The organism is Conyzicola nivalis (assembly GCF_014639655.1).
GTDB lineage: Bacteria > Actinomycetota > Actinomycetes > Actinomycetales > Microbacteriaceae > Conyzicola > Conyzicola nivalis.
Window position 1 is genome coordinate 995,302 of sequence record NZ_BMGB01000001.1, and the last position, 14,464, is coordinate 1,009,765.

At 70.2% G+C, this 14,464-nt stretch carries 13 protein-coding genes and 1 other RNA gene; 7 read left to right on the top strand and 7 right to left on the bottom strand.

Annotated elements, in window-relative coordinates; translation table 11 throughout:
* The first annotated feature begins 1 nt into the window (after position 1).
* The 4 genes from kdpB to IEV96_RS04835 are packed head-to-tail and all read left to right on the top strand — an operon-like array spanning position 2 to position 5,969.
* Positions 2–2,158, top strand: coding sequence for a potassium-transporting ATPase subunit KdpB (gene kdpB / locus IEV96_RS04820; protein WP_188509540.1), 2,157 nt, complete (start codon positions 2–4; stop codon positions 2,156–2,158).
* Between the two features lie 14 nt (positions 2,159–2,172).
* Positions 2,173–2,781: a potassium-transporting ATPase subunit KdpC gene (kdpC, locus tag IEV96_RS04825; protein WP_188509541.1), complete on the top strand. Its 609-nt coding sequence runs from the start codon at positions 2,173–2,175 to the stop codon at positions 2,779–2,781.
* A gap of 18 nt (positions 2,782–2,799) precedes the next feature.
* Complete coding sequence (locus IEV96_RS04830) at positions 2,800–5,292, top strand: DUF4118 domain-containing protein (RefSeq protein WP_188509542.1); 2,493 nt, start codon at positions 2,800–2,802, stop codon at positions 5,290–5,292.
* The gene (locus tag IEV96_RS04835; protein WP_188509543.1) at positions 5,289–5,969 is read left to right on the top strand and encodes a response regulator; all 681 of its coding nucleotides are present in this window, start codon (positions 5,289–5,291) and stop codon (positions 5,967–5,969) included. The genes IEV96_RS04830 and IEV96_RS04835 overlap by 4 nt, the downstream gene beginning before the upstream one ends.
* Here the strand turns inward: IEV96_RS04835 and IEV96_RS04840 are convergent.
* A complete protein-coding gene (locus tag IEV96_RS04840) occupies positions 5,966–6,337 on the bottom strand; it encodes a DUF1801 domain-containing protein (protein ID WP_188509544.1) in 372 nt (123 codons plus the stop codon). The genes IEV96_RS04835 and IEV96_RS04840 overlap by 4 nt on opposite strands.
* A gap of 45 nt (positions 6,338–6,382) precedes the next feature.
* On the opposite strand from IEV96_RS04840, the gene IEV96_RS04845 reads away from it, so the two are divergent.
* The gene (locus IEV96_RS04845; protein ID WP_188509545.1) at positions 6,383–6,814 is read left to right on the top strand and encodes an SRPBCC family protein; all 432 of its coding nucleotides are present in this window, start codon (positions 6,383–6,385) and stop codon (positions 6,812–6,814) included.
* Here the strand turns inward: IEV96_RS04845 and IEV96_RS04850 are convergent.
* Entirely contained in the window at positions 6,811–7,275 is a 465-nt protein-coding gene (locus IEV96_RS04850) for an Lrp/AsnC family transcriptional regulator (protein ID WP_188509546.1), read from the bottom strand. The genes IEV96_RS04845 and IEV96_RS04850 overlap by 4 nt on opposite strands.
* A gap of 94 nt (positions 7,276–7,369) precedes the next feature.
* On the opposite strand from IEV96_RS04850, the gene IEV96_RS04855 reads away from it, so the two are divergent.
* A complete protein-coding gene (locus IEV96_RS04855) occupies positions 7,370–7,834 on the top strand; it encodes a DUF2000 domain-containing protein (protein WP_188509547.1) in 465 nt (154 codons plus the stop codon).
* Between the two features lie 9 nt (positions 7,835–7,843).
* Positions 7,844–8,305, top strand: coding sequence for a GNAT family N-acetyltransferase (locus tag IEV96_RS04860; RefSeq protein ID WP_188509548.1), 462 nt, complete (start codon positions 7,844–7,846; stop codon positions 8,303–8,305).
* Positions 8,306–8,317: 12 nt separating this feature from the next.
* Here the strand turns inward: IEV96_RS04860 and rnpB are convergent.
* The 5 genes from rnpB to IEV96_RS04885 all read right to left on the bottom strand — a co-directional run bounded on the left by rnpB (position 8,318) and on the right by IEV96_RS04885 (position 14,414).
* Positions 8,318–8,690, bottom strand: an RNA gene (rnpB, locus tag IEV96_RS04865) — RNase P RNA component class A.
* Between the two features lie 25 nt (positions 8,691–8,715).
* Positions 8,716–9,456, bottom strand: coding sequence for a zinc ribbon domain-containing protein (locus IEV96_RS04870; RefSeq protein ID WP_188509549.1), 741 nt, complete (start codon positions 9,454–9,456; stop codon positions 8,716–8,718).
* 44 nt (positions 9,457–9,500) lie between these two features.
* Positions 9,501–10,322: a Nif3-like dinuclear metal center hexameric protein gene (locus IEV96_RS04875; protein ID WP_188509550.1), complete on the bottom strand. Its 822-nt coding sequence runs from the start codon at positions 10,320–10,322 to the stop codon at positions 9,501–9,503.
* Positions 10,323–10,331: 9 nt separating this feature from the next.
* On the bottom strand, positions 10,332–13,490 hold the full coding sequence (locus tag IEV96_RS04880; protein ID WP_188509551.1) for a cytosine permease: 3,159 nt from the start codon (positions 13,488–13,490) through the stop codon (positions 10,332–10,334).
* A gap of 9 nt (positions 13,491–13,499) precedes the next feature.
* A complete protein-coding gene (locus tag IEV96_RS04885) occupies positions 13,500–14,414 on the bottom strand; it encodes a DMT family transporter (RefSeq protein ID WP_188509552.1) in 915 nt (304 codons plus the stop codon).
* Positions 14,415–14,464: the final 50 nt, after the last annotated feature.

Genomic DNA, 14,464 nt, shown 5'->3' on the forward strand with positions numbered 1-14,464 from the left:
CATGACAACCACCACAATCCCCGAACCCACCACGACCGAGGCGCCCCGCCCCTCCCGCGAACCCGCGGGCATCGGCGCGCGCCAACTGGTCGAGGCGCTGCCGGGCGCCCTGCGCAAACTGGATCCGCGCACGATGCTGCGCAACCCGGTCATGTTCATCGTCGAGGTCGGCGCCGCCTTCACCACCGTGCTCGCGGTCGCTCAGACCCTCGGCCTGCCCGACGACCCGGGAACCGCGGCGAGCTCGCTGCTGTTCTCCTGGTCGATAGCGGTCTGGCTCTGGCTCACCGTGCTGTTCGCGACGGTCGCCGAGTCCGTGGCCGAGGGCCGCGGCAAGGCGCAGGCTTCCGCGCTGCGCAAGACGCGGTCGACCACGATGGCGACCCGGGTTTCCCGGTACGACGAGACGACGGATGCCGCGGCCACCGCCACGGCGACCGAACAGGTCGCTTCGGCCGACCTGCGTCTCGGCGACACGGTGATCGTGACCGCCGGCGAGCTCATCCCGGGCGACGGCGACATCGTCTGGGGTATCGCCTCGGTCGACGAGTCGGCGATCACCGGCGAATCGGCCCCGGTCGTGCGCGAGTCGGGCGGCGACCGCAGCGCCGTCACCGGCGGAACGCGTGTGCTCTCCGACCGCGTGGTCGTGCGCATCACCTCGAAGCCCGGCAAGACCTTCATCGACCGCATGATCGCCCTCGTCGAGGGTGCCAGCCGGCAGAAGACCCCCAACGAGATCGCGCTCAACATCCTGCTGGCCAGCCTGTCGATCGTCTTCCTGCTCGTGGTGATCACGGTCAACCCGATCGCCGCGTACTCCGGCGCCGCGCAGTCGCTGCCGGTGCTCGTCGCCCTGCTGGTCTGCCTCATCCCGACGACGATCGGCGCGCTACTCAGCGCGATCGGCATCGCGGGCATGGACCGGCTGGTGCAGCGCAACGTGCTCGCGATGTCGGGTCGCGCGGTCGAGGCCGCGGGCGATGTGACGACGCTGCTGCTCGACAAGACCGGAACGATCACCTACGGCAACCGGCAGGCGAGCGAGTTCGTGACGCTCGCGGGCGTCGACAGCTTCCGCCTCGTGCGGGCCGCCGCCGCATCGTCGGCGAGCGACCCGACCCCGGAGGGCAAGTCGATCGTGGAGCTGGCGGAGGCGGAGGGGTACTCCCCTTCGACGAACTCAGGGACCGAGGGGACAGTGGTGCCGTTCACCGCGCAGACCCGCATGAGCGGTGTCGACTACGGCGACGGGCGGCAGGTGCGCAAGGGCGCCGCGTCGATGGCCATCGCCTGGGTCGAGCAGAGCACACCGATCGGCGCGGCCCAGCGCCACGAACTGGACGGGGCCGTGACGGCCGTGTCGCAGAGCGGTGGCACACCGCTCGTGGTCGCGGAGCGAGACTCGGCCGGGGTGGCCCGCGTGCTCGGTGTCATCCATCTCAAAGACGTCGTGAAGACCGGCCTGAAGGAGCGGTTCGCCGAGCTGCGGGCCATGGGCATCCGCACCGTTATGGTGACGGGCGACAACCCGCTCACCGCGCGGGCCATCGCCGCGGAGGCGGGGGTCGACGACTTCCTCGCCGAGGCGACGCCGGAGGACAAGCTCGCGCTCATCCGCCGCGAGCAGGACGGCGGCAGCCTGGTCGCGATGACCGGCGACGGCACCAACGACGCCCCGGCGCTCGCGCAGGCCGACGTGGGAGTGGCGATGAACACGGGAACGTCGGCGGCGAAAGAGGCCGGCAACATGGTCGACCTCGACTCCGACCCGACCAAGCTCATCGACATCGTCGCGATCGGCAAGCAGCTGCTCATCACGCGCGGCGCACTCACCACGTTCTCGATCGCGAACGACGTCGCCAAGTACTTCGCCATCATCCCGGCGATGTTCGCGGCGGCAATCCCCGGCCTCGCGGCGCTGAACTTCATGCAGCTCGGCTCCCCGTCGAGCGCGATCCTCAGCGCGGTGATCTTCAACGCCATCGTGATCATCGCCCTCATCCCGCTGTCGCTCAAGGGCGTCGGCTACCGCGCGGTCTCGGCGTCGAAGCTGCTGGGCCGCAACCTGTTCGTCTACGGCCTCGGCGGCCTCATCGCGCCGTTCATCGGCATCAAGCTCATCGACCTCGTCGTGAGCCTCCTCCCCGGCTTCTAGAAGGAAGAACCAGAATGTCTACGCAACGCGGAACAATCCGCCAATACTGGGTCGCCATCCGCATCCTCGCGGTGTTCACCCTCCTGCTCGGGGTCGTCTACCCCCTCGCCATCACCGGCGTCGGGCAAATCGCCTTCGGCGCCCGGGCCAACGGGTCGGTCCTGACCGTCGACGGCGAGACCGTCGGTTCGAGCCTGATCGGGCAGAGCTTCGCGGATGCTGACGGCGCCGCGCTGCCCGAGTGGTTCCAGTCCCGTCCCTCGGCGGCCGGCTACGACGGCCAGGGCTCGACGGGCAGCAACCAGGGCCCGGAGAGCACCGACCTGCTCGAGGCCATCGCGCAGCGACGGGAGTCGATCGCGTCCCTCGAGGGCGTCGACCCGGCCTCGGTCCCGGCCGACGCGCTCACCGCGTCCGCATCCGGTCTCGACCCGGCGATCAGTCCCGTCTACGCGCGGCTCCAGGTCGCCCGGGTCGCGGCGGAGCGCGGTCTCGACGAGTCGGAGGTGGCGGCGCTGGTCGAGTCTAAGATTCAGGGTGGAGACCTCGGCTACCTCAGCGAACCGACGGTGAACGTGCTCGAGCTGAATGTTGCCCTCGCAGATCTGGACAGTAATGACTAACCGAACGGCACACCCGGCATGAGCCGCGGTCGGCTGGTCGTGCTGCTCGGCGCCGCCCCGGGCGTCGGCAAGACCTACGCCATGCTCGAGGAGGGGCGACGCCTCGCCGCGGCGGGCAAAGACGTGGTGGTCGCGGTCGTGGAAACCCACGGCCGCGCCGCCACCGCCGCCCTGGTCGACGGCCTCGAGGTCGTGCCGCGGACGGCCGTCGAGCATCGGGGGGTGTCGCTCACCGAACTGGACCTGGACGCCGTGCTCACCCGCCGGCCGGCCTGGGCGCTCGTCGACGAACTCGCGCACACGAACGCGCCGGGGTCGCGCAACGGCAAGCGCTGGCAAGACGTGGAAGAGCTGGTCGCGGCGGGCATCAACGTCATGTCGACGGTGAACGTGCAACACATCGAGAGCCTCAACGACGTCGTGCAGCAGATCACCGGCGCGACACAACGCGAGTCGATCCCCGACGCCGTTCTGCGCGGCGCCGACAAGGTCGAGCTGGTCGACCTCGCGCCGCAGTCGCTGCGCGACCGCCTCGGCGAGGGACTCGTCTATCCCGCCGCGCGGGTGGACGCGGCGTTGTCGAACTACTTCCGGCTGGGCAACCTGACCGCGCTCCGCGAACTGGCCCTGCTCTGGCTCGCCGACGAGGTCGACAGCGCGCTGCAGAAGTACCGCGCCGAGCACGGCATCGACTCCAAGTGGGAGGCACGCGAGCGGGTCGTCGTCGCGCTCACCGGCGGCCCGGAGGGCGAGACGCTGCTGCGCAGAGGCGCCCGCATCGCGGCCCGGTCGAGCGGCGGCCAGCTGCTGGCCGTGCACGTGACGACGACCGACGGCCTCGCCGAGATCAACCCGGGCGTGCTCGCCGCACAGCGCCAGCTCGTCGAAACCCTCGGCGGCAGCTACCACCAGGTCGTCGGCGAGCAGATCTCCAAGGCGCTCGTCGAGTTCGCACGCAGCGTCAACGCCACCCAGCTCGTGATCGGCGTCAGCCGGCGCGGCTGGCTCAGCACCCTGCTCAGCGGGTCCGGTAACGGCGCGGCGGTGATCCGGGAGGCCGGCGACATCGACGTGCACATCGTCTCGCACGCCGCGGCGGGCCGTCGATCGCTCCCCCGCGTCGGCGGAGCCCTGTCGACGAAGCGCAGGCTCACCGGCCTCGCGCTCGCCGTGGTCGGCTTGCCGGTCGTCACCTGGCTGCTCGGTCTCGTGCGCACCGACGCGTCGATCACGAGCGACGTGCTCGCCTTCCAACTCTTCGTGGTGGTCGTCGCGCTCGTGGGCGGCATCTGGCCGGCTCTCGTCTCCGCGCTGCTCGCCGGGTTCCTCCTCGACTTCTTCTTCGTCTCGCCGCTGTACACGATGACCGTCAGCGATCCGCTGCACCTCGTGGCGCTCGTCGTGTTCGTCATCGTCGCCGTGCTCGTCAGCATCGTCGTCGACCAGGCGGCACGCCGGTCGCGCGCGGCCGCCCGAGCGCTCGCCGAATCGGAGACCCTGGCGACGGTCGCCGGCAGTGTGCTGCAGGGGCAGGACGCCCTCGAGGCCCTCGTGACGCGCATGCGCGAGGCCTTCCGCATGACGAGCGTCATCGTCTACGACCGCGGGGTCGCCCTCCACACGGCCACCGATGCCGACCTCGCGTCCCCCGACGACGTGGAGACCGACCTACCGCTCGGCGAGACCGCCCATCTGTACCTCCGCGGACCCGATCTGCCGCCGTCGGACAGGCGCATCCTCGAAGCATTCCTCTCCCAGATCGAGTCGGCCCTGCAGCGCCGCTCGCTCGTCTCGGAAGCCGAGGGCATGCGGCCGCTCGCCGAAGCGGACCGCCTGCGCACCGCCCTGCTCGCCGCCGTCGGTCACGACCTGCGCCGCCCGCTCGCCGCCGCCACCGCAGCGGTCACCAGCCTGCGCTCCACCGAGGTCGAGCTCTCCGCCGCCGACCGCGCCGATCTGCTCGAGACCGCGGAGGAGAGCCTCGACGGCCTCGCCTCGCTCGTCACGAAACTGCTGGACGCCTCCCGCCTGCAGGCGGGAGTGCTGGGGGTCTCGGTCGAACCGACGGCGGTCGACGAGGTCGTCCTCGGGGCCCTCGACGAACTCGGCACCTCGCCGGGAGAGGTGCGGCTCGAACTCGCGTCCGACCTGCACGCGGTGTCGGCGGACCCGGTGCTGCTGCAGCGGGTGATCGTGAACCTCCTCGCCAACGCGCTGCGCTTCTCGCCGGACGGTACCGCGCCGGTAATCGCGACGAGCGAGTTCGGCGGACGGGTCGAATTGCGCGTGATCGATGCCGGTCCCGGCATCCCCGCCGAGCGCCGTGACGACGTGTTCGTGCCGTTCCAGCGGCTCGGCGACACCGACAACACGACGGGAGTCGGCCTCGGCCTCGCCCTGTCGAAGGGCTTCGTCGAAGCCATGGGCGGTACGCTCGAGCCCGAAGACACCCCGGGTGGAGGACTGACCATGGTCGTCGCCCTCCCGCTCTCGACAACGGATGCCCCGTGAAAATTCTGATCGCCGACGACGACCCGCAGATCCTGCGTGCGCTCCGGATCACCCTGTCGGCCCGGGGCTACGACGTGCTGACGGCGAGCGACGGGCGCGAGGCCCTGCGTCTGGCCGCCGACGGTCACCCCGACATCATCGTGCTCGACCTCGGCATGCCCGGACTCACCGGAATCGAGGTGATCGAGGGGGTGCGCGGCTGGTCGAGCGTGCCCATCCTCGTCGTCTCCGGGCGCAGCGACTCGCTCGACAAAGTCGAGGCGCTGGATGCCGGCGCCGACGACTACGTCACCAAGCCGTTCGCCGCGGACGAGCTGCTCGCGCGCATCCGCGCCCTCGGACGTCGGACGCCGACGGCCACGGATGAACCGGTCGTCACCTTCGGCGACGTCACCGTCGACCTGGCCGCCCACGTTGTCAGCCGCTCGGGCGCGACGGTGCGACTCACACCGACCGAGTGGCGCCTGCTCGAGGTGCTCGTGCGCAACCCCGACCGGCTCGTCACCCGCGAGACCCTGCTCACCGAGGTGTGGGGGCCGCAGTACACCACCGACACCGGCTACCTGCGGTTGTACCTCGCGCAGCTGCGCAAGAAACTCGAGGCGGAGCCGTCGAAGCCGCGCTTCCTGCTCACCGAGGCGGGCATGGGCTACCGGTTCGCGCCCGCCGGCGGTTAGACGGACTCGGGCAGCAGCGCCACCCAGTCGCGCACGACGTGCTGCAGCGGGAAGCGTTTTGCCGTGACGTCCGCGGCGCTGGTGAACCGCAGCTCGCGGCGGTCCGCCCAGGTCCCGGTCATCAGCCCGGTCGGATCCGCGACCAGACCGTAGGGAAAGACGAGGATGAGCCGCAGAAAGCCGGTGGGCCGCAACTCGAAGGCGCCGAGGTCGTCTGTGCCGACGTGGAAGCTCGGCGACTTCCACTTGATGCGTTCGGTCACGCGCGGGTGGGCGGCCAGGATGTATTGGCGCACCGTCTGCAACTCCGTGGCGAACGGGTGATCGAGCGAGTCCATATACGAATCGACCGCGGCTGTGCCATCCATGGGCCCAATCTAGACCGAACCGGTGGGGCGCGGGAGACTGGACCCATGGCATCCGAATCACGGCACATCTCCGTCGACGTCAACCGACCACCCGACGAGGTGTACGGCTACACCTCCGACCACACCAACCTGCCCGCGTGGGCGAGCGGGATCGGCGACAGCATCGAGCTCGTCGACGACGAGTGGGTGGTGGAATCGCCGATGGGGCGCCTGACGATCCGGTTCGCCGAGCCCAACGATCTCGGTGTGCTCGACCACACGGTGACCCTTGCGAGCGGCGAGATCTTCTACAACCCCATGCGCGTCATCCAGCACGGGACGGCCAGCGAGGTGATCTTCACCCTGAGACGCTCCGACGACCAGTCCGACGAGGAGTTCGAACACGACGCCGCGACGATCGCCGCCGACCTGCACACGCTGAAGGCGCTGCTCGAGGGCGAGAACGCGGCGGAGGACGGCCTGGAGCACGCCGTCTAGACCACCGGCGAGATCGCGCGATTGCGCAGGTGCTCGTACACGATCGACGTGCGCACGTCGGCGATCTCGGCACGCTCGGTGAGCTTGTCGATCACGAACGCGTAGAGGCTGTCGTTGTCGGGCACGGCGACGTGGATGAGGAAGTCCTCGTTACCCGAGGTGACGAACACGCCGAGGGTGTCGGGCAGGGCGCTCGCCCAGTTGCGGAAGTTCTCGATGTTGCGTCGCGACGGCGGTCGGATGCGCACGGCGATCATCGCCTGCACCGGGCGGCCGATGGCGGAGAGGTCCACGTCGAGGCTCGCTCCGGTGATCACGCCGCGGTCGCGCAGGGCGCGGGTGCGGTCGAGGGCCGTGGTCGGGGAGACTCCGACGGCGGAGGCGACGTCGCGGTTGCTGCGCCGTGCATCCGACTGCAGTTCGGCCAGTATCGCCGTATCTAGTGCGTCCAGCGCGGTCATGGGGGGCCTGCTTCCGTACTTAATCCGAGAGGTTTCACAGATCACATTACGCCTGCTTAGCATGGGGCTCTAAACCCGTACGAACAGGAACTCAATGACCACACCCGCCTTTTCCCCGGACGAAATCAACACCGGCGATGCCACCCGCGCCGCCCGCCTGAAGTGGGTCGTGATCGTCGACCGCGACACGCCTCCCGGCCGGATGGTCAACGCCGTCGCCTGCGTGTCTGCCGCGACGGGGGCGGTCGTCGACGGCCTGATCGCCGGGGGCGGTGCGGACGCGGCGGGCACCGACCACCCCGGACTCCCCTGGTCCGGCTGTTCGGTTCTCGCCACGAGCGCTGAGAAGCTCGGGAACGCCCGGGCGAAGGCCGTCGCGGTCGACGGACTGCTCGTAGTCGACATGCCGCTCGCCGCGCAGACCAACCGGGTCTACGACGGCTACCTCGCGGAACTCGCGACGACCGCCCCCGCCGACCTCGCGGTCAGCGCCGTGAGCATCGTGGGCGAACGTGCCGAGGTGGACGCGATCGTGAAACGCCTCTCGCTGCTCGCCTAGGCTGACCGCATGACGATTCGCCTCGAGCCCATGGCGCAGAGCCGCCTCACCGACTGGATAGAAGCCCGCCACACGGACTACCTCGAGTCGCGCATGCTGGCCGGGGAATCCCGCGAGGTCGCGACCGAGAAGGCGCTCGCCTCCCGCCGCGAGAACTTCCCGGGCGGCCGACCGCTCGACACCCACCTCGTTTTCGACGTGTGGTCGGATGACGCGGTCGTCGGCGACCTCTGGCTGGGGCCGCTCCCCGCCGGCGGCACGGACTGGTGGGTGTTCGACATCCAGATCGCCGAGGCGCACCGTCGACGCGGTTACGCGAGGCGTGCGCTGGAGCTCGGACACGTCGCGGCGAAAGAGCGCGGAGCCACCGCCATCGGCCTGAACGTGTTCGGCTACAACACAGGCGCGAAAGACCTGTACGAGTCGCTCGGCTACGCCGTCACGGCCACGCAGATGAAGCGGCCGCTCTAACGACGAAGGGGGCGAATGGGCCGGCTGATACGCCGGGTTCTGTTGACGCGCATCCGGAGATGCGCGCTGGACGGCCATCTATCTACGACGTACGTTGCCGCACGCCTCTAGCGATCTACCCGGAAGCTGGACGAGCAGCCCGTAACGCTTCCTGTGTGATCTTGCTCCTAGCGAGGTTTACATAGCCGACCGGGTCGCCCCGGCCGCTGGTGGTCTCTTACACCGCCGTTTCACCCTTACCTTCGGCTTGCGCCGCGGGCGGTCTGCTTTCTGTTGCACTGTCTCGCGGGTTACCCCGGGTGGGTGTTACCCACCGCCTTGCTCTGCGGAGCCCGGACGTTCCTCGGGGTCTGTTGCCAGACCACGCGACCGTCTTGCCGACCCATTCGAAGGCAAGTCTACCGGTGGGCTCAGAGCCCGGATTCCTTCGTGCGTACCAGGATGCCCTCGCTCGTGGCGCACATGATCACGTCGTCGGGGGCGGCGGCGCGGATCTCCGCCATCTCGTTCTCGAGCAGCTTCACGCCGCTCGCGCTGGAGACGCCGTAGCGCAGGTGCGAGGCGCCGACGCCGTAACGCAGGCGCTGCTTGTCGTAGAGCGCGAGCAGGTCGTCGGGCACGGTGCCGGCGATGGCCGCGCGGTCGGCGTCGGCCGCGACGATGTCGGCCTGCAGCCCGACGAGCTCCGCGTCGCGCTCGACGACGATCGCGTCGATCTGCGCCTGCAACGCCGAGATCTGCTCGTTCGTCGCTGCGAGGGCGTTCTCGCGTTCCTCGAGCTTCTCCATCACGGTCAGCTCGATCTCTTCGAGGTCGTACTGGCGCTTGGCCAGGTTGGCCAGTTCGTGCTCGAACGCCTGGGCGTCTTTCGCCGAGGTGGAGTGCTGGGCGCGCTCGGTGTCGCGCGCGATGCGGGCGGTGACGAGAGAGACATCCGATTCGATGCGTCCGAGCTCGGTGAGAACGTCTTCACGGGCACCCGACTGCTCGAGGAGCACGATGCGCAGCGAGTCGATCTCCGTCTGGAGCTTCGCGATCGCGGCGTGCTGTGGCAAGCCCTTCGCCCGGTGCGTGAGCTGGGCGATCTTCGTGTCGAGGGCCTGCAGGTCGAGGAGCCTCGCCTGCGCGTCTGGACTGGCTTTCAGAGCCATGAGGCCGTCACCACTTTCTGTTCGTGCGGAAAAAATCTGGGGAATTACTGGAGGACAACGAAATCCCAGGGGTCGGTGCGGAGATCGCTCACCGTCACGGTCACTCCGGGCAGGCTTTCGCGCAATTCGGCGGCCGCGGTCTCGAGCCACAACCACTCGCTCGCCCAGTGCGAGACGTCGATGAGCGCCGGGCCGGATCCGAGCTGCGCGTTCTCGCGGGCCTCGGAGGCCGGGTGGTGGCGCAGATCGCTCGTGATGTACACGTCGGCGGCGAGCACCGCCGGGTCGGAGAGCAGCGAGTCGCCCGCTCCCCCGCACAGCGCCACGGTCGTGACGGGAGCATCGAAGTCGCCGGAGACGCGGATGCCGCTGGCCGTCGCGGGCAGGATGTCGCCGAGTTCGCGAGCGAGCGTTCCGAGGGTGGTCGGGGTGGCGAGGCGGCCGACGCGGCCGAGGCCGTGGGCGGGGTTCGACGAGGAAGGCACGATGGGTGTGGCGTCGAGCAGGCCGAGCTTCTGGGCGAAGACGGCGGACGTGCCGGACTCGACCACGTCGGCGTTCGTGTGCGCGGCGATCAGCGCGCAGTCGGCGCGGATGAGCGTGGCGAGCAGCGCGCCCTTGTAGCGGTCTTCCGCGACGGAGGTCACGCCGCGCAGCAGTAAGGGGTGGTGCACCAGCAACAGGTCGGCGCCCGCGGCGACCGCCTCGTCGACAGTGTCGGCTACGGCGTCCACGGCGAGGTGGATCGAGGAGACGGTGCGCGCCGGGTCGCCCGAGAGCAGGCCTGGCGCGTCCCACGACTCGGTGCCGGAGAGCGGCCAGAGTGTTTCGGCGACCGCGTTGACCTCGGCGAGTGTGTGGAGCATGCGTCGATTCTACTTTGGCGTCGCGCGACCTAATTGGCGCGCGGCTGCTTCCTGTCGGCGGATCGTGCCGATACCGGTGACAATCGGCGTGAGGATCCCGAGGACGAGCGCGATGAGCACCCCGACATCGCTGCCGGCGAAGTCGCCGTCGAGGGTTACGCCGACGAGCGAGAAACCGAACCCCTGCCAGCCGAGCCCGGCGACCGTCGCGGAGGTGAATGCCCAGCCGACCGCCGTGATGACGACGAGGGCGGGCAGGTTGATCCAGTTGACGTTCGGGTAGACGCCCCCGGCGCGCAGCAGCGAGTCGGTGTGGAAGGGCCGGTTGCGGATCATGGTGTCGGCGGCGAAGATCCCCGCCCAGGCTGCCACCGGAACGGCGATCGTGGTGGCGAGGTCGCGGAACACGTCGACGAGGTCGACGTCGGCGAGGCTGAACGCCACGGCGGCCACCGCGAGGAGCGCGCCGACGACGAGCGTCGCCCACTGGCGTTCGACGCGCACGCCGACGCCCTGCAGAGCGAAGGCGCCGGAGTAGGTCGACAGCACGACACCCGAGAGCAGCCCGAAGCCGGTCACCACGATGAGGGGAACCGCGTACCATCCGGGAAGGATCGACGAGAGTGCGTTCACCGGGTCGCTCATGAGCGCGGAGCCGAGCGCCGCGTCGGAGGCCGCGAGCAGCGCGCCGTAGGCCACCAGCAGGAAGCTCGGCAGCGTCGTGCCGAATCCGGCCCAGAGCATGTTCGATCCGCTGGAGCCAGCCGACGCGCCCGGCCGCTGGTAGCGGGCGAGGTCGGACGCGCTGTTGGCCCAGACCAGGCCGAGGAACGCGAACACGGCGACCGCTCCGGTGAGCACGAGGACCCACGGTCCGTCGGTCACCGAGAGCGCCGCGGCGAAGTCGACCCGCTGCCAGCTGAGGGCGACGAAGCCGACGATGAGCACGGCCGACACGATGCTCACGATCAACTGCACACGGGCGAGCAACCAGTAGCCGAGGAACGCGACGACCACGGCGAGCATGACTCCGACGACGATGAAGACAACCACGAGTCCGGCCGTGGATCCGCCGCTCCCGACGCTGGACGAGACGGATGACGCGAAGAGCCAGAGCAGCACGGCGCCCCAGAACACCCGCGACACGAGGGCGAGCGCGGCGGGTAACAGGTTGCCGACGATGCCGAAGGCCGCCCGCGACACCACCACCGTGGGCTGCCCGCTGCGCTTACCGGCCAGCGTGCCGAGTCCGAGCGGGATGAACGACAGCGCGACCCCCGCGAGGGTCGCCACCACCGACTGCCGCAGGCTCATTCCGAGCGCGAACACCATAGCGCCCATGCCGAGGCTCACCACCGAGGAATTGGCGGCGAACCAGAGCCAGAACAGCCGAGCGGCGTGGCCGGTTCGCAATTCCCGCGGTGTGGGCCGCTCTCCCGACTGCTCGAGGGTGAAGACGGCGACGCGCGCCGGCGCTACCGCGGGAGCGGCTGCGGGGTCCTGGGGGCTGCCGTCAACGACGGCGACGCCAAAAGGGCGCTTTCGTTTCTCCTCCGGCGCGACTTCGACCGCCGTCTGGGCCGACGGCTCGGCGGGCGGATCGGGCGGTGTGTCGACGGCGATGAGTTCGTCGAACTTGGGCACCGGATAGCCGGTGGGCACCGCCACCGGCGCTACCGGGGCGGCTTCGACGACCGGCGCCGGGGCGTCGCGTTCGATGTCGCGCACGATGTCGTGTTCGTCGTCGGCTTCCTCGGGTGCGGACGGGTTCGCCAGGGCGTCGAACCAGGACTGCGGCATGTCGTGCTCGGCCTCGTCGGGCTCGGGCTCGGGCTCCACCGGGAGCGGCTCTACCGGCGCGGGCTCTACCGGGTTCTCGGAGCGCGGCGGCAGCTGGTCGTCCGCCGGATACTGGATCGGGATCGCCTGGGTGGGAACCAGCTCGGTGGGGATGACGATCGCGCTGAACTCCGGCCGCACCTGCTCCACGACGGCGAGTGCCTCGGGTGTACCGACGGCGAGCATGGAGTTCTCCCACTCGCGGTACTCCTGCACCTCTTCCTCGCGCAGGCGCATTTCGTTCTCGAGGGCATCCATGGCGCTGAGGGTGCCGCCGGGCCTGCTGTCGGTCGCCTCGAGCACGCTGAGGAGTTCGTCGTCGGGAAGCGAGCGCCGCTGCGGAATCCACGGCTGTCCGGCCGGCGGCGCGTGCGCTGCGAGGGTGGCGGCCTCATCGTCGGGGGTCATATAGCCCGTCGGTGCGGCTGGCTCGGCGGCGGTGGGTTCCGGCGCGGCGGGCTCTGGCTCGGTGGGCTCGGGTGCCGGAACCTCCGGTGCCCGGGTCTGCGGTGGCGTTGTCTGGGCGGCCGGGGTCTCGGTGCCGACCGGGGTCTCGGTGCCGACCGGGGTGGGAGGGGCGTCGGGGAACAACGCGTTCCACAGCGGGGTCGTCTCGGCGAAGGGCTCGGGCGTCCAGGGGCGGTACGGATCGTTGCGCGGCGCCGGCGGGGTGTTCGGCAGCTCGGTCCGCTCGGGCAGACCGGTGTCGAGAGACCACACGGGCGCGGGTGGGAGCGGCTCGGCGTCTGGGCCGTTGTCGTCGGGCGAATAGGTCGGCGGCCGCACCGTGTTCCAGTACGCGTCGGCGTCGACGTGGGTGTCGGGCGTCCACGGGCGGTACGGCGACGTCGGCTCGACCGGTGGCTCGGCGGGCAGGTCTGCCTGGGGCGTCCAGACGGGCGCGGCCGTGAGCGGCTCGGCGACGGGAGCGGCGGGCGGTGCGGTCCAGACCGGGGTCTGGATCACGGGCGGGGTCTCGATCACGGGCGGGGCCTGGACCACGGGCGGGGCCTGGATCGCCGCGGGCTGGACCGCGGGAGCCGGGTCGGCCGCAGCGGGCCGGGTCACGGGAGGCGCCCACGTCGGCGGCGATTCCTGCTGAGGTTCGGGGGCAGCGGGCGCCTGTGGCGGCGCGGCCTGCACGGGAGGCGCAACGGTCACAACGGGTTCGGCGGGAGCCGCCACCGGCACCACTGCCTCGCGATACTGCGGCGGCGGCGTGTAGGTCGAGCGGCGAATCCGGGGCGGAGCGAACTCTTCTTCGGCCGACGAGTCGATGTGATCGACGCCGTTCACGTCGTCGCCTCGTGTGTCGCCCGTGCTGTTCATGCCGAAATCTTAGAACGCCGTGCGCGGTTTGGGCGGTTGCCGAGCCGTAATCAGCACTGTTACGCCGCCGAGTATGAGTGCGAGACCCGCCCAGCCGAGCAACTCCAGCCGCTCCCCCACCACGAGCACGGCGAGCAGGGTGGCGACGAGTGGTTCGATGAGTGTCACGGTCGTGGCGACGCTGCTGCGCATGTGGGTGAGGCCGTAGCCGAATAGCAGGTACGCGACGAACATCGGGCCGACGGCGAGGTAGGCCGCGATGCCCACGCTCTGCGCCGACTGGAGCAGCGGAGCGCCGAGCGTCAGCAGCACGGGCAGCAGAGCGACGGCGCCGAGCCCGAACATGCCGCCCATGACACTGCGACCGTCGTGGCCGACGGCGATCGCGCGGCTCGATGCGTAGGTGTAGAGCGCATACGCCACACCGGCGAGAAGGCCGAGCAGGACACCCGCCCCGATGCCGGACGATTCCGACGTGTCATCCGCGTGGCGTCCGAAGCTCAACAGGGTGATGCCCGAAACCGCGATCGCCGTGGCCACCACCCAGCGGGCGGAGAGCCCGCGCCGCTCCCAGACCCACTCGAAGACCGCCGCGAAGACCGGGCCCGAGCCGAGCGCGACGACGTTGCCGATGGCGACGCCGGCGAGATCCATGGCGCTGTAGAACGCGAGGGTGTAGACGAAGACCCCCACCGCCCCGATGGCCAGCCAGCGACGCGCGGCCGAATCGCGCAGGGCGGCGACGGCGGACCTGGCCGAAACGCCGAAGAGCAGGATGCCGCCGAGCGCCATGGTGCTCGCGCCGATGGCGAGCGGGCTCACGTCGTCAGCGAGGAAGCTTGCGGCCGTGCCCGTGGTGCCCCAGAGCACGGAGGCGGCGACGAGCGCCAGTGTGCCCGCGGTCGTGCCCCGAGAATTGCCCACCCCGTCACTCTAGGGCCGGGCACGAGCACGGGGACGCACCGCTGCAGTCG